Raw genomic sequence first — 18,909 nt, 5'->3', positions numbered from 1 at the left:
GGCAAGGCGAAGCGAGCCCGCGGCGGCCGCCGACGGCCGCCGCTGACGCTCGGCCGCCTCATCGGCAAACTATTCTACTGGCTGGTGGTGCTCGGCTTCTGGGCCGGCATCGCGGTGGCCGGGGTGGTCGTCTATTTCGTCATGCAGATGCCGGCCGTGGACACCTGGGCGGTGCCCGAGCGGCCGCCCAATATCCGCATCCTCGCCGCCAACGGCCAATTGCTCTCCAACCGCGGCAAGACCGGCGGCGAGGCCGTGGCGCTGCGCGAACTGCCCTATTACGTGCCGGCGGCGGTGATCTCCATCGAGGATCGCCGCTTCAACGAGCATTTCGGCATCGACGTGCTCGGCCTCATCTCGGTGGGGTTGGAAAGCCTGCAGGCCGGCGAGGTGACGCGCGGCGCCTCCACCATCACCCAGCAGCTCGCCAAGAACCTGTTCCTGAGCCCGGAGCAGACGCTGCAGCGCAAGGTGCAGGAGGCGCTTCTGGCGCTGTGGCTCGAGCAGAACTACTCCAAGGAGGAGATCCTCGAACTCTATCTCAACCGCGTCTTCTTCGGCAACGGCGCCACCGGCATCGAGGCGGCGGCGCAGCGCTATTTCGGCAAGTCGGCGCGCAACCTGTCGCTGGGGGAAGCGGCGATCCTGGCCGGCTCGGTGCAGCGGCCCTCGCGCGTCAACCCGATCTCCAACCCCGAGGCCGCCGCCGCCCGTGCGCGCGTGGTGCTGGCCGCCATGGCCAAGGAGGGCTACATCTCCGAAGCCGAGGCGAAGGCCGCCGCCATCGATCCCAACCAGCGCATCCGTACCAAGGTGACCGGTTCGGAATCCTACGTCGCCGACTGGGTCGAGAGCCTGATGACCGCCTATGTCGGCGATGTCAGCGAGGACGTCGTCGTCTCCACCACCATCGACTGGGACCTGCAGAAGCACGCCGAATTCGTGGTCCGGGAGGCCGTCGCCAATGAAGGCGCGGCGCGCGGCTTCAGCCAGGGCGCGCTGGTCGCCGTGGACGTCGACGGCACCGTGCGGGCGCTGGTGGGGGGCGTCGACTACGCCCAGAGCCAGTTCAACCGCGCCGTCACCTCGCGCCGGCAGCCGGGGTCGGCCTTCAAGCCCTTCGTCTATCTCGCGGCCATGGAGAAGGGCTACACCCCCGATACCGTCGCCGACGACGCTCCCTTCGAGTACAACGGCTGGAGCCCGGAGAACGCCTCGGGCAAGTACCTGGGCCCGGTGACGCTGAGGAACGCGCTTGCCTATTCGCTCAACACCGTCTCGGGGCGGCTGGCCATCGACGTCGGCCCGGACAAGGTGGTCGAGGCAGCGATGCGACTCGGCATCTCCTCGCCCATGCTGCCCGTGCCCTCGATCGCGCTCGGCACCTCGGAAGTGTCGCTGCTCGAGCTGACCGCCGCCTACGCCCCCTTCGCCAATGGCGGCATCGGGGTCATCGCCAACGTCATCACCCGCATCGAGACGGCGAGCGGCAAGCTGCTCTACGAAGCTGTCCCGGCCGGCCCCGGCCAGGTGATCCAGCCCGAGATCGTCGCCGAGATGAACGACATGCTGACCACCGCGCTCGAGATCGGCACCGGCAAGAAGGCGCAGCTCGACGGCTGGCCGATCGCCGGCAAGACCGGCACCAGCCAGAAGGCGCGCGACGCCGTGTTCGTCGGCTATACGGCGCGCATGGTCACCGGCGTCTGGCTGGGCAACGACGACGATACCGGCACCAAGCTGTCGGGCGGCAACGTGCCGGTGCAGATCTGGAGCGAGTTCATGAGCAAGGCGCATGCCGGCATGGCGGTGGCGGAACTGCCCGGCGGCGTTCCCGCCGCCCCGCTCGACGTCGCCCTCGACCCGATGGAGCAGCCGCGCCAGCCCAAGCGCACCCTGGTCGACCTGCTGGGCGAAATCTTCGGCGGCCAGTAGGACGCGGCCTACAGGCCCAGCCCGTAGACCATGAGCTGGCGGCCGTTGGCCTTGAGCCAGGCGCGGCCGCGCTCCATCGTCGGCAGCGTCGCCTCTACCGTCGCCCAGAAGGCCGGGGAATGGTTCATCTCGACGAGGTGCGCCACCTCGTGGGCGGCGACGTAATCGAGCACGAAGGGCGGCGCCAGCACCAGGCGCCAGTTGAAGTTGAGCCGCCCGGCCGAGGAGCACGAGCCCCAGCGCGTCGACTGGCTGCGCAGCGTCACCGCCCGGACCGTCACCTGCAGCCGGCGCGCATGCACCGCCACGCGGCCGTCGAGGTCGCGCTGCGCCTCGCCCTTGAACCAGTCGACCAGCCGGCGCGGCCGGTGCGCCACCTCCCCCGGCACCAGCAGCGCCGGCTGGTCGTCGATCTGCGTCGTCTCGACGCGGCCGCGCACGGTGCCGGTGGGCACGATGCGGTGCTCCACCCCGCGCAGCGGCACCAGCGCCCCGGCGCGGAACGCGACCGGCTTGGCGACGCGCGCGAGCCGCGCCGCCAGCCAGTCGCTGTGCCGGTCGAGGAACGCCTCGGCCTCGCTCCAGCGGCCTTGGCGCGGCACGGTCAGCACCGGCGCCCCGCTATGCGGAATCGACAGCCGGTAGTTGCGGGCGCGCTCGCTCACCCGCACCTCGACGGCGACGAGGCGGCCATCGACACGCGCCGCGGCGCTCTGGGGGAATTTCTTGTCGAGCATGGCCGTCATCGTCCTCGCGCTTCATAACACCAGATTCGGGCCGATGCCGGAACCAGCGCCCACGAAAAAGGCGCCCCCCGGGGAGGGCGCCACCACCAGGCCAGGGCCCGGGCCGGCGAGCCGCGCACGGTGCCCCAAGGGGGGCGAAGGGCAGTACTAGACGGCGCCGGGGCCGGTGCCGCCGCCGGCGGTGCCGCGGTCGCGCATGAAGCGGTCAAACTCCTCGCGGTCGCGGGCCATGCGCAGGTTGCGCATGTACTCGTGGAAGGCGGCGACCTCCTCGTCGAGGCGCCGGCGCTCCTCCTCGAGGCGGCGCAGCTGCTCGGCGCGGTAGGCGTCGAAGGCGGCATTGCCGCTGGAGCGGCGGAAGCCGTCGCGGCCGTGCGGTCCGCAGCGCTCCCGCGCCCATTGGCGCTGGCGGCCGACGAAGGCCTGTGCGCGCTCGGCCGAGCCGCCGAAATACTCGCCCCAGACGATATAGGCCAGCACGGCCAGGCCGAGCGGCCACCAGACGACGAAGCCGAGCACCATCAGCAGAATGCTCAGAAAGCCCCATTGCGGTTTGATGATTGCAGTGCTCATAGATGTTCTCCCAGGACGGACAGCATGGGACGTGGCCATTTGCCGGGCGCCGGTCAAGCGCGCCGCCACGCAATGTTGCCCTTGACGTGGGCGTCGGCAGTACCTAACGGCGGGCGATGGAGCGGCGTTGGTGAGCATGGCGGACGACAGGGCCTCCTTCCGGCCCGGCAACTGGCGGCCGCTGCGGCTGGCGACGCTGGTCGGGCTGCGCTGGCTGGCCATCGCCGGCCAGACCGCGGGCGTGCTGTTCGTCGCCGTCGTGCTCGGCTATCCGATGCCGCTGCTCGCCTGTCTCGGGCTCGTCGCCCTGTCGGTGCTGCTCAATCTGTGGCTCACCTTCCGCTACGGCGCCGGCTATCGCTCGAGCGCCACCGTCGCCACCATGCAGCTGGCCTACGACATCGTGCAGCTGAGCGCGCTGCTGGCCCTGACCGGGGGGCTGCAGAACCCGTTCTCGCTGCTGCTGCTGGCGCCGGTGTCGGTGTCGGCGACGACGCTGCCGCAGCGCTCCACCTACTTCCTCGCCACCCTCGCCATCGTTGTCGCCTCCATCCTCGCGGTGTGGCACCTGCCGCTGCCGTGGGATCCGCGCGAGCGCATCGTCTTCGACCGCGTCTACGACGTCGGGCTGTGGGTGGCGCTGCTTTCCGGCGTCATCTTCGTCGCCGCCTATACCAACCGCGTCGCCCACGAGGCGCGCCAGCTCGCCGACGCGCTCGGCGCCACCGAACTGGCGCTGTCGCGCCAGGAGCAGCTCAGGGCCCTCGACGGCCTCGCCGCCGCCGCCGCCCACGAACTGGGCACGCCGCTGTCGACGATCGCGCTCGCCGCCAAGGAGATGCGCGCCGACGTGCCCGAGGGGCCGCTGGCCGAGGATGTCGACCTCATCATTTCGCAGACCGCCCGATGCCGCGCCATCCTCGCCAAGCTGCGCAACCTCGGCGCCGACGAGGGCGACCCGTTCGCCGCGGTCCCCCTCGGCGAATTGCTGGCGGAGGTGGCGCGCCCGTATCGCGGCCTGGGCAAGGAGATCGTCATCGTCACCGAAGCCGCCGCCGGCCCCGAGCCGGTCTTCCGCCGCAATGTCGGGCTGCTGCAGGGGCTGGGCAATCTCGTCGAGAACGCCGCCAACTTCGCCAGCGCCAGCGTGGTCATCAACGCGCTGTGGGACAAGGGGGCGGTGACGCTGGTCATCACCGACGACGGCCCCGGCTTTCCGCCCGATCTCGTCGCCCGGCTGGGCGAGCCCTACCTCACCACCCGCGCCAGCGGCAATGGCGGCGACGGCGGCGGCGGGCTGGGCCTCGGCATCTTCATCGCCAAGACGCTGCTCGGGCGCACGGGCGCCCGCCTCGCCTTCGAGAATGTCGGCGCCGACGGCGGCGCGCGGGTCACGGTGGTGTGGCCGCGCAAGGTGATCGAAACCGAAAAAGCAACGGGCTTTTGACGTTGCGCCCCGAAACCCTTATGTGAAGCTGAACATGAGCACAATCGACGATCTTCTCGCTGCCGATCGCACGCTGCTTCTGGTGGACGACGACAAGGCGTTCCTGACCCGGCTCGAACGGGCCATGGACCGGCGCGGCTTCGAGGTCCGCATCGCCGACACCGTCGCCGGCGGGCTCGCGGCGGTGGAGGCGCAGCCCCCTGCCTTCGCCGTGGTCGATCTCAGGCTCGAGGACGGCAACGGCCTCGACGTCGTCGCCGCGCTGCACCGCAGGCGCCCCGATGCCCGCGCCGTGGTGCTGACCGGCTACGGCAACATCGCCACGGCGGTGACGGCGGTGAAGCTCGGCGCGGTGGACTATCTGTCCAAGCCCGCCGACGCCGACGACGTCATCAACGCCCTGCTGGCCACCGGCGAGAGCGCGCCGCAGCCGCCGGAAAACCCGATGTCGGCCGACCGGGTGCGCTGGGAGCACATCCAGCGCGTCTACGAACTGTGCGACCGCAACGTGTCCGAGACCGCGCGCCGGCTCAACATGCACCGGCGTACGCTGCAGCGCATCCTCGCCAAGCGCGCGCCCCGCTGACGCCCGCCCGCTTTCCCCGCAGCATCGAGAGGCCGCCATGACCGTCACGCTCAATTTCCACGGGGCGGCGGGAACCGTCACGGGTTCGTGCTACCGCATCGTCCACCCGCACGGGCAGTTCCTCGTCGACTGCGGCATGTTCCAGGGCAACAAGACGGTGCGCGACCTCAACTACAAGCCCTTCCCGTTCGAGCCGGCAAAGATCGACTACGTGCTGCTCACCCATGCCCATATCGACCATTGCGGATTGCTGCCCCGGCTGGTCAAGCTCGGCTATCGCAACAAGATGTACATGACCGAGCCGACGGCGGGCCTGCTCGAATTCCTGCTGCCCGACGCTGCCGGCATCCAGGAGAGCGAGACCGAGCGGGAAACGAAGAAGCGCGGCCGCCGCGGCGACGCCCCGGCCGAGCCGCTCTACGTCATGGAGGACGCCGAGGAGGCGCTCAAGCACCGTGCCACGATCGGCTATGGCGCCTGGTTCGAGCCCGGCCCGGGCGTGCGCGCCCGCTACTGGAACGCCGGCCACATCCTGGGCTCCGCCTCGATCGAGGTGGAAGTCACCAACGGCGACGGCCAGGTCGTCCGCCTGCTGTTCTCGGGCGACATCGGACCCGACGAGAAGGTGTTCTATCTCGAGCCCGACGCCCCCGCCGGCTTCGACTACATCCTGTGCGAATCCACCTATGGCGGGCGCGAGCGGCCGGAATACACGCTGGCGCAGCGCCGCGAGGGGCTGAAGGCCGAGATCAACGCGGCGCTCGCGCGCGGCGGCAACCTCGTCATCCCCACCTTCGCCGTCGAGCGCAGCCAGGAGCTGCTGCACGACATCGGGGTGCTGATCAAGACCGGCGAGATCGACCCCAGCCTCGTCTTCCTCGACAGCCCGCTCGCCTCCAAGGTGACCGGCGTCTACCGCAAGTACGGCGCCATGTTCGAGGATGTCGAGTTGGGCGCCGATGAGCTGTTCAACGACCAGCGCTTCCGCATCGTCGAGGCGGTCGAGGAATCGAAAGCCATCAACTCCATCCGCGGCGGCGCCATCATCATGTCGGCCTCCGGCATGGCCGATGCCGGCCGCATCAAGCACCATTTGCGTGCCAACCTCATCCGCGCCAACGCCACCGTGCTGTTCGTGGGCTACCAGGCGCCGGGCACGCTGGGCCAGGTCATCCAGTCGGGTGCCAAGGAGGTGCGCATCCACGGCCATCTGGTGCCGGTGCGGGCCCAGATCCGCACGCTGGTCAACTATTCGGCCCACGCCGACCACAGCGAGCTCATGGCCTGGATCAAGGCGCGGCTGCCGGCGCACGGGGCCTTGTTCCTCACGCATGGCGACGACGCCGAGCGCCGGGCGCTGCGCGAGTCGGTGCTGGCCGATTACGGGCTGGGCGGCGACCAGGTGATCCTGCCCATGCTCGACGACGCCTTCGAGCTCCGCGCCGAGGGCGTCAAGGGCGTGCACGTGCCCGAGGAGCGGCGCATCGACCTCAGCCAGGTCACCTCCGACTGGCACAACGCCTATGCCAGCTTCATCATCGACTTGAGCCATGTGCTGCAGCAGTCGAGCGACGAGCGCCGCCTCGCCATCATGGCGGCGCTGAAGCAGGAGCTGGCCGAGGCCGAGGGCATGCCGCCCGCCGCGGCGCGCGTCATCCCGCCGGGGCCGAGCGGGGAATTCCGCGGCGACGAATAGCGCCGCCCGTCGGCGTCAGGCCAGCGGGTCGCGCGGGTCCATCAGCGTATGCACGCGGTCGGCGCCGAGCCGGCCGAGCTGCAGCAGCAGCGCCTTGCGCCGCGCGCCGGGCAGGGGCGCGTGCCCGGCCATGCGCAGCACCGCGGCGTCGTGGGCGTCGGCCGCGATCAGCCCTTCCGAGGCGGGAAAGATGTCGGGGTCGAGCTCGGGCGGCTTGGCGAAGAAGAAGCGGTCGCAGAAATCCTTGTAGTCGGGCCATTTGCCGTCGACCCGGAAGTCGACAAGGCTCGACTTGATCTCGACGATCCAGATTTCGCCCTTGGGGCCGATGCCGAGTACGTCGGCCCGGCGGCCGTTGGCGAGCGGCACCTCGGCGAGGCAGCAATAATCGTATTGGGTGCGCAGCAGCCGCATCACGCCGCGCTGTACCCTGAGCGCGGTGGGTGACTGGCGCAGATCGACGATGGGCGGCAGTGTGGCCATGGCGCCAGTCTAATCCACTTCGTGCCGGATCGGGCGACGGCCGAGCGCCGCTGCCGCCACCAGGCTGAGCGCCACCAGCGGCAGGCCGACGCCGAACGACCAGCGGATGCCCCAGTGCTCGGCGATGAGGCCGAGCAGCGGCGGGCCGAGCAGGAAGGCGACGAAGGAGATCTGCGCCAGCGCGGCGACGTTGGTCGCCGCCGATCGGTCGGTACGCTGCGCCGCCGCCGACATGGCCAGCGGGAAGATGGCGCTCGAGCCCACGCCCATGAGCCCGAAGCCGGCCAGCGCCATCCACTCGCTGGTGGCGAAGAACACGGTCAGCGTGCCCAGCCCGAGGATGCTGAGCAGCACCCGTGCCACCGCGATCGGGCTGTAGCGCTCGACGAAGGCGTCGGCGAAGAAGCGCGTCGCCGCCTGGGTGAAGGCGCCGAGCGCCACGGCAAAGCCGGCCAGGAAGGGGGAGACGGCGAAGACGTCGCGCATGTAGATCGCCGACCAGTCGATGCCGGCCCCCTCGAGGATCAGGGCCGACAGCGTCACCGCCACCAGCACCATGATGGCGAGGGTGGGGGCGGCGAAGCGCGAGGCCGTGCCGTCGGGGGTACCGGTCCGGTGGGGTGCCGGTTCGAAGCGGCCCAGCACCAGCAGCACTGCCAGCGCCACCACCGGCACCATCCCCAGCAGGTGCAGCTGCGGGCTCAGCCCGGTCTGCGCGATGCCGGCCCCCATCAGCCCGGACGAGAAGAAGCCGAAGCTCCAGAAGGCGTGCGCCCGGTTCATGATGCGATGGCCGATCATGTGCTCGGTGCGGTCGGCCTCGAGATTGACGATGATTTCGATGCCGCCGATGGCGAGGCCGGCCGGCACCAGCAGCAGGAAGAGGCCGAGCGGGCCGGTGGCGAACACGGCGACGGCATAGAGCAGGGCGAGCAGCGGGATCAGCGTCAGCAAGGCGCGGCGGTAGCCGACGCGTTCGAGCAGCGGGCCGGCAAAGGTCAGCGAGATCAGCGTGCCCACGGCGGCCCCGATCAGCGCCAGCCCCAGCGCGCCTTCCTCGATGCCCATGGCGCTGCGGATGTCGGGCAGGCGCGGCGGCAGGCTGCCCATGCAGAAGGCGTAGACGAAGAAGGCGCCGTAGACCCGGTGCTGGGGCGGCAGCTCGAGACCGACTCGCATGGCGGAAATGCTCGCGGGGCAGGGAAGGAGGCGCGACGTTATTAATCAAAACGTTTTGGAACGGCAAGCGACCGGCGTGATTTCATCCGCCCCGCCGCCGTCAGGCGGCCGTGACCTCGTCGCGCAGGATGCGGATGCCGGTTGCCGGCGAGCGCACGATCTCGATGCGTCGATGCCGGCCGCCGGCGCCGCGGCCCGAGCGCACCGCTTCTCCGGGCCGGCGCCGCCGGTCGGGGCCGAAATAGTCTGCCGTCTCGAAATAGATCTGCGGGACGTCGAGCTGGCGGGCGATGCGGGCGGCGACGCGCTCGCGCGTGAACGGCAGCGTCACGACGTCGTCGAAGCCCATGGCGGCGCACCGCGCGATGGCGTCAAGCGAGGGGCTTTCGGCGAAATAGAGCAGCGGGGCGAAGCGCAGCCGCTGGTCGGGTGCGGCGCGGATGGCGTCGGCGATGGGCTGCAGCATGGCCGGGTCGTCGACGGCGGCGAACAGGAAGAAGCTCAGCGGCGCCGACGCCGCCTGCCGTCCGGCCTGGGCTGCGTCCATGAACCCGTGCACCGCGCCAAAGCCGAGGCCGGTCGCGACGTCGCGCAGGGCGGCCCCCGGTCCGTCCTCCGGCCCGACGACGAAGGCAACGGCTTGCACCGGCACGGTGTCCCCCAAGGCAGCGGCAGTTCCCGGGCGCCGATGTGCCAGCTTTGTCTTGCCGCCGCGTTAACCGGCGGCGCCGGGGCCCGGCCCGGCAAGGAAAAGGCCGCCCGCTGCTGACGGGCGGCCTTCGATGGTGACGCGGCGTCCTCAGACCCGCGTGATGCAGACCTTGCCGGTGCCAGCATTGCGGATGCCCAGCTTGGTGGCCGCCGCCTTGCTGAGATCGATGATGCGGCCCTTGTGGAAGGGTCCGCGATCATTGATCGTGACTTTCACCGACTTGCCGGTCCTTTGGTCGACAACACGTACGACAGTGCCGAACGGAAGCGTCTTGTGGGCGGCGGTCATGGCGTTCTGGTCGAAACGCTGACCCGAGGCCGCCGTCTTGCCGTGGAATCCCGGTCCATACCAGGAGGCTCCACCGCATTGGTCGCCTGCCGAAGCTGCCCCGCTGCCGGCGGTAAGGATGCCCGCGGCGAGGGCGGCGACCACGACGATTTTCTTAGTCAAGCTTAACGTCTCACTCTTGTTTACGACGGGGCGCCGCGTAATTCGGGGCTGTGGCCACAATGTGAACCGAAGATGAACGCCGCCCTTTGACGTGGAACTGTTGCGCCGTTGCATCGCCGCCGGTTCCCCGGCGCGGGCGTGATTCAGCGAGCCCGCCCCGGGACTTGGGCGATGCTGCGGGGCGCGCGCCACATCGGCGCCGGCAGCGGGCCGCGACGATTCGGCTCAGCCAGGCGCGGGCCGGGGGCAGGCCGTGCCGCGGGGAAAGCTGCCCTCCCGGGGCGGTCGGATCGGTCCGGCGGTGGCCAATTTTGACCAATTGATAAAATTTCCGACCTGCGCTAGCGTTCCGGACTGCAACAGCTCTTGGGAGGGGAGACCGATGAGCGAGGGAGTGCTCAAACAGGGCATTGCGGCCGGGCGCCTGAGCCCCGAGCAATACGCGCGCAACTTCGCCGACCTGCACCCGCTGCTGGATCGGCACGAAGCCCAGGTCGAGGCGGACCGCTGCTATTTCTGCTTCGACGCGCCGTGCATGCAGGCCTGCCCGACGACGATCGACGTGCCGATGTTCATCCGCCAGATCTCGACCGGCAACGCGCTGGGGGCGGCCGAGACCATCCTCGAGCAGAACATCCTGGGCGGCATGTGCGCCCGCGTGTGCCCGACCGAGCAGCTGTGCGAGGAAGCCTGCGTGCGCGAGGTGGCCGAGGGCAAGCCGGTCAAGATCGGGCAGCTGCAGCGCTACGCCACCGACGCCGCCATGGCGGCCGACAAGCAGTTCTTCGCGCGCGGCCCCGCGACCGGCAAGCACGTCGCCGTGGTCGGCGCCGGCCCGGCCGGCCTCGCCTGCGCCCACCGGCTGGCCATGCGCGGGCACGCCGTCACCATCTATGACGGCCGCCCCAAGGCGGGCGGGCTCAACGAATACGGCATCGCCACGTACAAGACCCCGGACGACTTCGCCCAGGCGGAGCTCGACTACGTGCTCGCCATCGGCGGCATCACCGTCGAACTTGGCCAGAGGCTGGGCCGCGATTTCAGCCTCGACGAGCTTGGCCGCAAGCACGACGCGGTGTTCCTCGCCATCGGCCTCGGCGGCGTCAACGCCCTGCGCGTCGACGGCGAGGCGGAGGACGTCGAGGGGCTCGAGAGCGCCATCGACTTCATCGCCGCGCTGCGCCAGGCCGGCGACAAGGCCGTCGTGCCGATCGGCCGCCGCGTCGTCGTCGTCGGCGGCGGCATGACCGCCATCGACGCCGCCGTGCAGGCCAAGCTGCTGGGCGCCGAGGAGGTCACCATCTGCTACCGGCGCGGCCAGGAGCACATGAACGCCAGTCCCTACGAGCAGGATCTCGCCGCCTCCAAGGGCGTCGCCATCCGCCACTGGCTGGCGCCGCGCCGGGTGCTGCGCGACGACGGCAGGGTCACCGGCCTGGAACTGGAGTATACTCAGCTCGTCGACGGCAAGCTGGTCGGCATCGGCCACACCATGACCATCGCCGCCGACCAGGTGTTCAAGGCCATCGGCCAGAGCCTCGAGGAGCGCTGGGCCGAGGGCGTCGCCATCGTCGGCGGCCGCATCCGCGTCGACGAGGAGGGCCGCACCTCGCGCGTCGGCGTGTGGGCCGGCGGCGACTGCGTCGACGCCGGCGACGATCTGACCGTCACCGCGGTGGCGCAGGGGCGCGACGCGGCCGAGAGCATCGACCGGGCGTTGATGGCGGCGACGCAGGGGCAGGCGGCGGGAGCACTGGCAAATGGCTGACCGCCCCGGGCGGTGCGCAGCAAGGCCGGCGGCAGGACGATGATCGGGGGCTCGACTCACTGGACAGGGGAGGTCTGGCTATGGCGAGCATCGAAACGAGGGTGGCCGAGCACTACAGTTCGGGGACGCTGTTCGACCGCATCATGGAGGGCCTGGGGCGCCTCGGAACGGCTGGCGCCATCGCGCCCGCCAGTCTCAAGCTGGTCGACGAGTTCCACATCGGCGGAGTCGAGGCCACGCGCGACGTGCTGGCCCAGCTCGCCATCCGGCCCGGCGACAGGGTCCTGGACATCGGCTGCGGCATCGGCGGCACCGCCCGCTTCATCGCCCAGGAGACGGGAGCGAGCGTGACCGGGGTCGACGTCACCGAGGAATTCGTGGACACGGCGCGGCGGCTCACGGCGCTCGCCGAAATCGACGATATCGAGTTCCTCGAGGCGAGCGCGCTGGCCCTGCCGTTCGAGGCGCACAGCTTCGACGTCGCGACCCTCATGCATGTGGGCATGAACATCGAGGACAAGCCCGGCCTGTTCAGGGAGGCGGGGCGCGTACTGCGCGCGGGCGGCGTCTTCGCCGTCTACGACGTGATGCAGACCGGCGCGGGCGAGTTCGGCTTCCCGGTCCCGTGGTCGAGCGCGCCCGAGACCTCTTTCCTCGCCCCGCCCGAGACCTACCGGGCAGCGGCGGAGGGCGCCGGGTTCACGCTCGTGGCCGAGCGCGGCCGCCGGGACTTTGCCGTCGCCTTCTTCGCCGCGCTGCAGGCCAAGATCGCCCAATCCGGGCCGCCCCCGGTGGGGCTGCCGCTGATCATGGGCGAGCGGGCGGCCGAAAAGATTTCCAACATGGTCGCCGGACTGCGGGGCGGCCTCATTGCGCCGGTCGAGATGATCTTCCGCGCCGCCTGAAAAACGAGGACGAGGACAAGAGCCATGGCTGACCTTCGCAACAATTTCGTCGGCATCAAGTCGCCCAACCCGTTCTGGCTGGCCTCCGCGCCACCCACCGACAAGGCCTACAATGTCGAGCGCGCCTTCAAGGCAGGCTGGGGCGGCGTGGTGTGGAAGACGCTGGGCGAGGACCCGCCGGTGGTCAACGTCAACGGCCCGCGCTACGGCGCCATCTGGGGCGGCGACCGGCGGCTGCTCGGCTTCAACAACATCGAGTTGATCACCGACCGGCCGCTGCAGCTCAACCTGCAGGAAATCAAGCAGGTGAAGATGGACTGGCCCGACCGGGCGCTCGTCGTCTCCATCATGGTGCCGTGCAACGAGGATAGCTGGAAGGCCATCCTGCCGCTGGTCGAGGAAACCGGCGCCGACGGCATCGAGCTGAATTTCGGCTGCCCGCACGGCATGAGCGAGCGCGGCATGGGGGCCGCCGTCGGCCAGGTGCCGGAATATGTCGAGATGGTGGTGCGCTGGTGCAAGCAGTACACGCGCATGCCGGTGATCACCAAGCTCACCCCCAACATCACCGACATCAGGAAGCCCGCGCGCGGCGCCATGGCCGGCGGCACCGACGCGGTGAGCCTGATCAACACCATCAACTCCATCACCTCGGTCAACCTCGACAGCTTCTCGCCGGAGCCCTCGATCGACGGCAAGGGCAGCCATGGCGGCTATTGCGGCCCGGCGGTGAAGCCGATCGCGTTGTCGATGGTCTCCGAGATCGCCCGCGACCCCGAAACCTATGGGCTGCCGATCTCCGGCATCGGCGGCATCACCACCTGGCGCGACGCCGCCGAGTTCATGGCGCTGGGCGCCGGCAACGTGCAGGTGTGCACGGCGGCCATGACCTACGGCTTCAAGATCGTCGAGGAGCTGATCGAGGGCCTGTCCAACTGGATGGACGAGAAGGGCTACACCTCGCTCGACGATTTCACCGGCCGCGCCGTGCGCAACGTCTCGGACTGGCAGTACCTCAACCTCAACTACGTCACCAAGGCCAAGATCGACCAGGATCTGTGCATCAAGTGCGGCCGCTGCCACATCGCCTGCGAGGACACCTCGCACCAGGCGATCACCAAGGAAAAGGACGGCGTGCGGCACTTCGAGGTCATGGACGACGCCTGCGTGGGCTGCAATCTGTGCGTCAATGTCTGCCCGGTGGAGGACTGCATCACCATGGTGCAGCTGCCGGCCGGCGCCCTCGACGAGCGCACCGGCCTCATGGTCGACGGCAGCTACGCCAACTGGACCACGCATCCCAACAACCCGACGCGCGTCGTCCCGGCGGTCGAGCCGGCGGAATAGGCCGTGCGGCGGGCGCCCCCCGGGGCGCCCGTCAGCCCCGCGTCAGCTTGGACGTGTAGGCCGGCGGCAAGCCTGCACGGAGATCGCCCATGGCCGCCCCCGCCTATTCCCGCATCCAGATCGGCCTGCACTGGCTGATCGCCGCCCTCGTCGTGTTCCAGCTGCTGTTCGCCGAGGCCATGGAGGAGATGGTCGAGGCGGCGGAGGAGGGCGAGCGGCTCTCCGCCGGCGACGCGCTGCTCGGCAGCGCCCATTACTGGGTCGGCCTCGGCGTGCTCGGGCTGGTTGCGCTCCGCCTCGCGCTGCGCCTGCGTGCCGGCACGGAGGCTGCCGATGCGGCATCGCCGGCACGGCTTGTGGCCGCCGTCGTGCACGCCCTGTTCTACGTGCTGCTCTTCGTCGTGCCGGTGCTGGGCCTGCTGGCCTACTATTCCGGCGGGCCGTGGGAGGATCTGCACAAGCTGGCCAAGCCCGCCTTCATCCTGCTCATCGGCGTGCACGCGGCGGCGGCGCTGTACCACCAGTTCGTGCTGCGCGACGGCACGCTAAGGCGCATCCTGGTGGCCGAGAGATAGTGGGCCGGGGGGCGTCCTGCCGGCTACCGCGGTTCGCGAGCCCTCTGGAACGAGAGGGCGAAGCGGCGCATGCTGGGGCCATGACCTACGAGCTCTACTACTGGAGCGGCATCCAGGGGCGCGGCGAGTTCGTCCGCCTCGCGCTCGAGGCGGCGGCGGCCCCCTATGTCGACGTGGCGCGCGAGCGCGGCGACGCGGCCATCTTCGCGCTCACCGGAGCGGTCGCGACCCCGAGCTTCGCCCCGCCTTTCCTCCGGGACGGCGACACCTTCGTCGGGCAGACGGCGCTCATCCTCGATTATCTCGGGCCCCGGCTCGGGCTGGCGCCGCGCGACCCGCGGCTCAGACTGTGGGTCCGCCAGATCCAGCTGACCATCGCCGATTGCGTGACGGAGGCGCATGACACCCACCACCCGCTGGGCGCCGAACTCTACTACGAGGACCAGCAGGACGAGTCGCGGCGCCGTGCCGAGCTGTTCCGCGAGCATCGGGTGCCGCGTTTCCTCGGCTGGTTCGAGACCGTGCTGGCGCGCAATCCCGCCGGCGGCCCCTGGCTGGCCGGTCGGCGCCCGAGCTATGCCGATTTGTCGCTGTTCCAGCTGGTCACGGGGCTGGACTACGCCTTCCCCAACCTCATGCGGCGCCACTTGCCTGCATATCCCGGGGTCGCGGCGCTGGCCGCGCGGGTGCGCGCGCTACCGAACATAGCAAGTTATCTAGCGAGCGACCGGCGGCTGCCGCCCAACCAGTCCGACATTTTCCGCCACTACCCCGAGCTCGACGAGCGGACTTCCCCTTTGCCGCGCGATTGACTAGGTCATTGCCCGCCATGGACCCTGCCCAGCCCATAGCGACCCCGGCCGGGGCGCCCGCAACGCCTGTCCGTCCGGCGCGCCGGCGCCTGCTGGCGCACCTTGCCATGCTCGCCTTCGCAGCGCTGATCGCCGGCTCCTTCACCAGCGGCGCCATCGCCGTGCCCTACCTGGCGCCGGCCCCGCTCAACGCCGTGCGCTTCCTGATGGCGTCGGTGCTCATGGCCGTCGCCGTCTTCGGGGTCGCCCGCCATCGCTTCGCCCTGCCGCCGGCGCCGTGGCGCTTCGGCCTCACCGGCTTTCTCATGGCGATCTACTTCGTCACCATGTTCATCGCGCTGGAGATCAGCGCGCCGGTGGCGACCAGCGCCGTGTTCACCCTGATCCCGCTGATGACCGCCGGCGTTGCCTACGTCCTTGTCGGCCAGAAATCCGGCCCGCTGGTGCTGCTCAGCCTGCTCGTCGCCGGGCTCGGCGCCATCTGGGTGATCTTCCGCGGCGATGTCGCGGCCATCCTGTCCTTCGACGTCGGCAAGGGCGAACTGATCTATTTCGTCGGCTGCTTCGCCTACGCCTTCTACACGCCGCTGCTCAAGAAATTCAGCCGCGGCGAGCCCTCGCTGCTGGCCAGCTTCTTCACCCTCGCCGCCAGCACGCTATGGATCATCGCCGCCAGCCTGCCCGAGCTCCTCTCGGTCGACTGGCTCGGCCTGCCGCCGGTCGTGTGGTGGGCATTGCTCTACCTCGCCGTCGGCCCGACGGCGATCTGCTTCTATCTCATCCAGTTCGCCACCCACCACCTGCCGGCTGCCAAGGTCATCGCCTACGGCTATCTGACGCCGGCCTTCGTCATCCTCTTCGAGGGGCTGATCGGCCACGGCTGGACGGCGCCGGGCGTCGTCGCCGGTGCACTGGTCACCGTGCTCGGCCTCGTCGTGCTGGCGGCGCAGCGCGACCCTTAGACGCGGCCCGCCCCGCCCCGGGCGCGGCCTATGCTGGTCCCGGACGGCCGAAGCAATGCGAAGAAGAGGACAGCTGCGCCATGCATTCCCGTCTCGATTACGCCCGCGTCGCGCCCGATGCCTACGCCGCGGTGCGCGCGCTCAACGATTTCGTCGTGCATCGCTCCGGGCTCGAGCCGCTGCTCATCGATCTCATCAAGCTCAGGGCCAGCCAGATCAACGGCTGCGCCTATTGCGTCGACATGCACACCAAGGAGGCGCGCGCGCACGGCGCTGGCGAGCAGTGGATCGCCCTCGTCGCGGCCTGGCAGGAATCGGCCGTGTTCAGCCCGGCCGAGCGGGCGGCGCTGGCCTGGACCGAGGCCCTGACGCTGCTGCCCCAGACGCGCGCCCCCGATGCCGACTACGCGCGGCTCTGCGCCGCCTTCACCCCCGAGCAGGTCGTCAACATCACCGTCGCCATCGGCCTCATCAACGTGTGGAACCGGCTCGCCGTCGGCTTTCGCGCGCAGCATCCGCTGGACCGGCCGGCGGCTTCCTGAGGACCGGCGGGGTCCGGCGGCGTCAGGCGTCGGGCTTGAGCCCGTGCAGGAACAGTTCCTCGAGGAAGGTGGCGGCCTCGGCGAAGCGGCTCTCGCCGCCGCGCCCCTCGCCCAGGACGGCGCGCACCTGCACGTCGAAATCGGCGTAATGCTGGGTCGTCGCCCAGATGGCGAAGATGAGGTGATACGGATCGGCGCGGCGCAGCTTGCCCTGCTCCATCCAGCCCGTGATGATCTTGGCCTTCTCGTCGACCAGGGCCTTGAGGTCGCCCTCGAGCATGTCGACGACGCGCGGCGCGCCCTGCAGCACCTCGTTGGCGAACAGCCGGCTCTGGCGCGGGAAGTCGCGGCTCATCTCCAGCTTGCGGCGGATATAGGAGCGGATTTCGGGCAGCGGGTCGCCGTCCGAATTCATGTGCCTGAGCGGGGCCAGCCAGACATCGAGCATGCCGGCGATCAGCTGCTTGTAGATGTCTTCCTTGCGCCGGAAATAGTAGAGCAGGTTGGGCTTGCTCATGCCCGCCGATTCGGCGATCTGGTCGATGGTGGCGCCGCGGAAGCCGTGGAGGGAGAAGACGTCGAGTGCCGCCTCGAGGATCAGGTCCTGCTTTTCCTTCTGGATCCGCGTCTGCGGCCGGGCCCGGCCCTCGCCGCTTTTGCCGCTGCGTCCTCTTGGCCGCTTGGGATCGAGCATTTTCACCTTGATCGGCGGCATGGGAGTGCTAACATTTTTTCCAACTGGTCAAATTTCTGGATAACCGGTGCTCCCGTCAAGGGACATTGCCAGGAATGACCCAAAAGACTCTATCGGGGGAGAACACGTGTCCAATCGTCTTAATGTGGCGCCGAACGATCTCAGCGCATTCTGGATGCCGTTCACGGCCAACCGGCAGTTCAAGAAGGCGCCGCGCATGTTCGTGGGTGCCCAGGACATGTATTATCGCACCGCCGACGGCCGCCAGGTGCTGGATGGCACGGCCGGCCTGTGGTGCGTCAACGCCGGGCACTGCCGCCCCCGGATCACCGAGGCCATCCAGCAGCAGGCGGCCGAACTCGACTACGCCCCCGCCTTCCAGATGGGCCACCCCGTCGCCTTCGAGCTGGCCAACCGTCTGGTCGACATCGCCCCCGAGGGGCTGAACCACGTGATGTTCACCAATTCGGGCTCCGAATCGGTGGAGACGGCGCTCAAGACGGCGCTCGCCTACCAGCGCGTCAAGGGCGAGGGCAGCCGCTTCCGCTTGATCGGGCGCGAGCGCGGCTATCACGGCGTCAATTTCGGCGGCATCTCGGTGGGCGGCATTTCCGGCAACCGCAAGATGTTCGGCACGCTGCTGACCGGCGTCGACCACCTGCCGCATACGCACCTGCCGGCGAAGAACGCCTTCACCCGCGGCGTGCCCGAGCACGGCGCCGAGCTCGCCGACGACCTCGAGCGCATCGTCGCCCTGCACGATCCGTCCACCATCGCGGCGGTGATCGTCGAGCCGGTGGCCGGCTCTACCGGCGTGCTGATCCCGCCCAAAGGCTACCTCAAGAAGCTGCGCGAGATCACCAGGAAGCACGGCATCCTGCTCATCTTCGACGAGGTCATCACCGGCTTCGGGCGCCTCGGCACGCCCTTCGCCGCCGACTATTTCGGCGTCATCCCCGACATCATGGTCACCGCCAAGGGCCTGACCAACGGCGTCATCCCGATGGGCGCCGTGCTGGTCACCTCCGAAATCCACGACGCCTTCATGCAGGGCCCCGAGCACCTCATCGAGTTCGCCCACGGCTATACCTATTCGGGCAACCCCATCGCCTCGGCCGCCGGCATCGCCACGCTCGAGACCTATCGCGAGGAGGGGCTGCTGACGCGCGGCGCCGAACTGGGCCAGTACTGGGAGGACGCGCTGCACTCGCTCAAGGGCGAGCGCCACGTCGTCGACATCCGCAATATCGGGCTGGTCGGCGCGGTCGAGCTCGAGCCGATCGCCGGGCAGCCGACGAAGCGCGCCTTCTCCGCCTTCGTCAAGGCCTTCGAGCAGGGCGCACTGATCCGCACCACCGGCGACATCATCGCGCTCAGCCCGCCGCTGATCGCCGAGCATAGCCATATCGACCAGTTGATCGATACGCTGAGGGGTATACTCAAGACGCTTGAGTAGGCGTGGAACACGTGTTCTGAGCGCATTTCTCAAACATTCCT

19 protein-coding genes are annotated in these 18,909 nt (G+C 69.6%); 12 read left to right on the top strand and 7 right to left on the bottom strand.

Going from position 1 to position 18,909, the window contains the following annotated elements:
• The coding region (locus VGD93_RS15955; protein ID WP_395013156.1) for a transglycosylase domain-containing protein at positions 1–1,935 on the top strand (1,935 nt) is incomplete at its 5' end.
• A gap of 8 nt (positions 1,936–1,943) precedes the next feature.
• Here VGD93_RS15955 and VGD93_RS15950 read toward each other — a convergent pair.
• Complete coding sequence (locus VGD93_RS15950) at positions 1,944–2,672, bottom strand: M48 family metallopeptidase (protein WP_395013155.1); 729 nt, start codon at positions 2,670–2,672, stop codon at positions 1,944–1,946.
• 156 nt (positions 2,673–2,828) lie between these two features.
• The gene (locus VGD93_RS15945; protein WP_395013154.1) at positions 2,829–3,254 is read right to left on the bottom strand and encodes a DUF2852 domain-containing protein; all 426 of its coding nucleotides are present in this window, start codon (positions 3,252–3,254) and stop codon (positions 2,829–2,831) included.
• 136 nt (positions 3,255–3,390) lie between these two features.
• Between VGD93_RS15945 and VGD93_RS15940 the strand changes: the two genes are divergently transcribed.
• From VGD93_RS15940 to VGD93_RS15930, 3 genes are read left to right on the top strand one after another with little or no spacing between them, the layout of a single operon-like run.
• A complete protein-coding gene (locus VGD93_RS15940; RefSeq protein WP_395013153.1) occupies positions 3,391–4,701 on the top strand; it encodes an ActS/PrrB/RegB family redox-sensitive histidine kinase in 1,311 nt (436 codons plus the stop codon).
• Between the two features lie 34 nt (positions 4,702–4,735).
• Positions 4,736–5,287, top strand: coding sequence for an ActR/PrrA/RegA family redox response regulator transcription factor (locus VGD93_RS15935; protein WP_395013152.1), 552 nt, complete (start codon positions 4,736–4,738; stop codon positions 5,285–5,287).
• Positions 5,288–5,324: 37 nt separating this feature from the next.
• On the top strand, positions 5,325–6,983 hold the full coding sequence (locus VGD93_RS15930) for an MBL fold metallo-hydrolase (protein WP_395013151.1): 1,659 nt from the start codon (positions 5,325–5,327) through the stop codon (positions 6,981–6,983).
• Between the two features lie 15 nt (positions 6,984–6,998).
• Here VGD93_RS15930 and VGD93_RS15925 read toward each other — a convergent pair whose 3' ends face one another.
• The 4 genes from VGD93_RS15925 to VGD93_RS15910 form a co-directional block, all read right to left on the bottom strand.
• Positions 6,999–7,466 (bottom strand): MmcB family DNA repair protein, encoded by a 468-nt coding sequence (locus tag VGD93_RS15925; protein WP_395013150.1) that lies wholly within the window; start codon positions 7,464–7,466, stop codon positions 6,999–7,001.
• A gap of 9 nt (positions 7,467–7,475) precedes the next feature.
• Entirely contained in the window at positions 7,476–8,645 is a 1,170-nt protein-coding gene (locus VGD93_RS15920; RefSeq protein WP_395013149.1) for an MFS transporter, read from the bottom strand.
• Positions 8,646–8,745: 100 nt separating this feature from the next.
• Positions 8,746–9,297, bottom strand: coding sequence for a hypothetical protein (locus VGD93_RS15915; protein WP_395013148.1), 552 nt, complete (start codon positions 9,295–9,297; stop codon positions 8,746–8,748).
• Positions 9,298–9,444: 147 nt separating this feature from the next.
• A complete protein-coding gene (locus tag VGD93_RS15910; protein WP_395013147.1) occupies positions 9,445–9,789 on the bottom strand; it encodes a septal ring lytic transglycosylase RlpA family protein in 345 nt (114 codons plus the stop codon).
• Between the two features lie 400 nt (positions 9,790–10,189).
• On the opposite strand from VGD93_RS15910, the gene VGD93_RS15905 reads away from it, so the two are divergent.
• From VGD93_RS15905 to VGD93_RS15875, 7 genes are all read left to right on the top strand, one after another.
• Entirely contained in the window at positions 10,190–11,575 is a 1,386-nt protein-coding gene (locus VGD93_RS15905; RefSeq protein ID WP_395013146.1) for an NAD(P)-dependent oxidoreductase, read from the top strand.
• Between the two features lie 80 nt (positions 11,576–11,655).
• Entirely contained in the window at positions 11,656–12,480 is an 825-nt protein-coding gene (locus VGD93_RS15900; protein ID WP_395013145.1) for a class I SAM-dependent methyltransferase, read from the top strand.
• Between the two features lie 24 nt (positions 12,481–12,504).
• Positions 12,505–13,827: an NAD-dependent dihydropyrimidine dehydrogenase subunit PreA gene (gene preA, locus VGD93_RS15895; RefSeq protein WP_395013144.1), complete on the top strand. Its 1,323-nt coding sequence runs from the start codon at positions 12,505–12,507 to the stop codon at positions 13,825–13,827.
• Positions 13,828–13,916: 89 nt separating this feature from the next.
• Complete coding sequence (locus VGD93_RS15890) at positions 13,917–14,402, top strand: cytochrome b (protein WP_395013143.1); 486 nt, start codon at positions 13,917–13,919, stop codon at positions 14,400–14,402.
• A gap of 80 nt (positions 14,403–14,482) precedes the next feature.
• Complete coding sequence (locus VGD93_RS15885; protein ID WP_395013142.1) at positions 14,483–15,214, top strand: glutathione S-transferase; 732 nt, start codon at positions 14,483–14,485, stop codon at positions 15,212–15,214.
• Between the two features lie 107 nt (positions 15,215–15,321).
• Positions 15,322–16,176, top strand: a complete 855-nt coding sequence (locus VGD93_RS15880) for a DMT family transporter (protein ID WP_395013141.1) — start codon at positions 15,322–15,324, stop codon at positions 16,174–16,176.
• 80 nt (positions 16,177–16,256) lie between these two features.
• A complete protein-coding gene (locus VGD93_RS15875; protein ID WP_395013140.1) occupies positions 16,257–16,718 on the top strand; it encodes a carboxymuconolactone decarboxylase family protein in 462 nt (153 codons plus the stop codon).
• Positions 16,719–16,740: 22 nt separating this feature from the next.
• Here the strand turns inward: VGD93_RS15875 and VGD93_RS15870 are convergent, their stop codons facing one another.
• Complete coding sequence (locus VGD93_RS15870; protein WP_395013157.1) at positions 16,741–17,412, bottom strand: TetR family transcriptional regulator C-terminal domain-containing protein; 672 nt, start codon at positions 17,410–17,412, stop codon at positions 16,741–16,743.
• 127 nt (positions 17,413–17,539) lie between these two features.
• Between VGD93_RS15870 and VGD93_RS15865 the strand changes: the two genes are divergently transcribed.
• The gene (locus VGD93_RS15865; protein ID WP_395013139.1) at positions 17,540–18,868 is read left to right on the top strand and encodes an aspartate aminotransferase family protein; all 1,329 of its coding nucleotides are present in this window, start codon (positions 17,540–17,542) and stop codon (positions 18,866–18,868) included.
• Positions 18,869–18,909 lie beyond the last annotated feature (41 nt).

It is taken from the genome of Devosia sp. (assembly GCF_036406155.1).
GTDB lineage: Bacteria > Pseudomonadota > Alphaproteobacteria > Rhizobiales > Devosiaceae > Devosia_A.
Note: the sequence above shows the minus strand (reverse complement) of the source record. Positions and strands in the feature narration are given on the sequence as shown.

Bases quoted from the DNA above. Each gene is read 5' to 3' on its own strand.
- VGD93_RS15905 (WP_395013146.1), top strand. From the start codon at position 10,190: ATGAGCGAGGGAGTGCTCAAACAGGGCATTGCGGCCGGGCGCCTGAGC.
- VGD93_RS15940 (WP_395013153.1), top strand. From the start codon at position 3,391: ATGGCGGACGACAGGGCCTCCTTCCGGCCCGGCAACTGGCGGCCGCTG.
- VGD93_RS15945 (WP_395013154.1), bottom strand. From the start codon at position 3,254: ATGAGCACTGCAATCATCAAACCGCAATGGGGCTTTCTGAGCATTCTG.
- VGD93_RS15930 (WP_395013151.1), top strand. From the start codon at position 5,325: ATGACCGTCACGCTCAATTTCCACGGGGCGGCGGGAACCGTCACGGGT.
- VGD93_RS15935 (WP_395013152.1), top strand. From the start codon at position 4,736: ATGAGCACAATCGACGATCTTCTCGCTGCCGATCGCACGCTGCTTCTG.
- VGD93_RS15925 (WP_395013150.1), bottom strand. From the start codon at position 7,466: ATGGCCACACTGCCGCCCATCGTCGATCTGCGCCAGTCACCCACCGCG.
- VGD93_RS15950 (WP_395013155.1), bottom strand. From the start codon at position 2,672: ATGCTCGACAAGAAATTCCCCCAGAGCGCCGCGGCGCGTGTCGATGGC.
- VGD93_RS15880 (WP_395013141.1), top strand. From the start codon at position 15,322: ATGCTCGCCTTCGCAGCGCTGATCGCCGGCTCCTTCACCAGCGGCGCC.
- VGD93_RS15885 (WP_395013142.1), top strand. From the start codon at position 14,483: ATGACCTACGAGCTCTACTACTGGAGCGGCATCCAGGGGCGCGGCGAG.
- VGD93_RS15870 (WP_395013157.1), bottom strand. From the start codon at position 17,412: ATGCTCGATCCCAAGCGGCCAAGAGGACGCAGCGGCAAAAGCGGCGAG.
- VGD93_RS15920 (WP_395013149.1), bottom strand. From the start codon at position 8,645: ATGCGAGTCGGTCTCGAGCTGCCGCCCCAGCACCGGGTCTACGGCGCC.
- preA (WP_395013144.1), top strand. From the start codon at position 12,505: ATGGCTGACCTTCGCAACAATTTCGTCGGCATCAAGTCGCCCAACCCG.
- VGD93_RS15900 (WP_395013145.1), top strand. From the start codon at position 11,656: ATGGCGAGCATCGAAACGAGGGTGGCCGAGCACTACAGTTCGGGGACG.
- VGD93_RS15890 (WP_395013143.1), top strand. From the start codon at position 13,917: ATGGCCGCCCCCGCCTATTCCCGCATCCAGATCGGCCTGCACTGGCTG.
- VGD93_RS15875 (WP_395013140.1), top strand. From the start codon at position 16,257: ATGCATTCCCGTCTCGATTACGCCCGCGTCGCGCCCGATGCCTACGCC.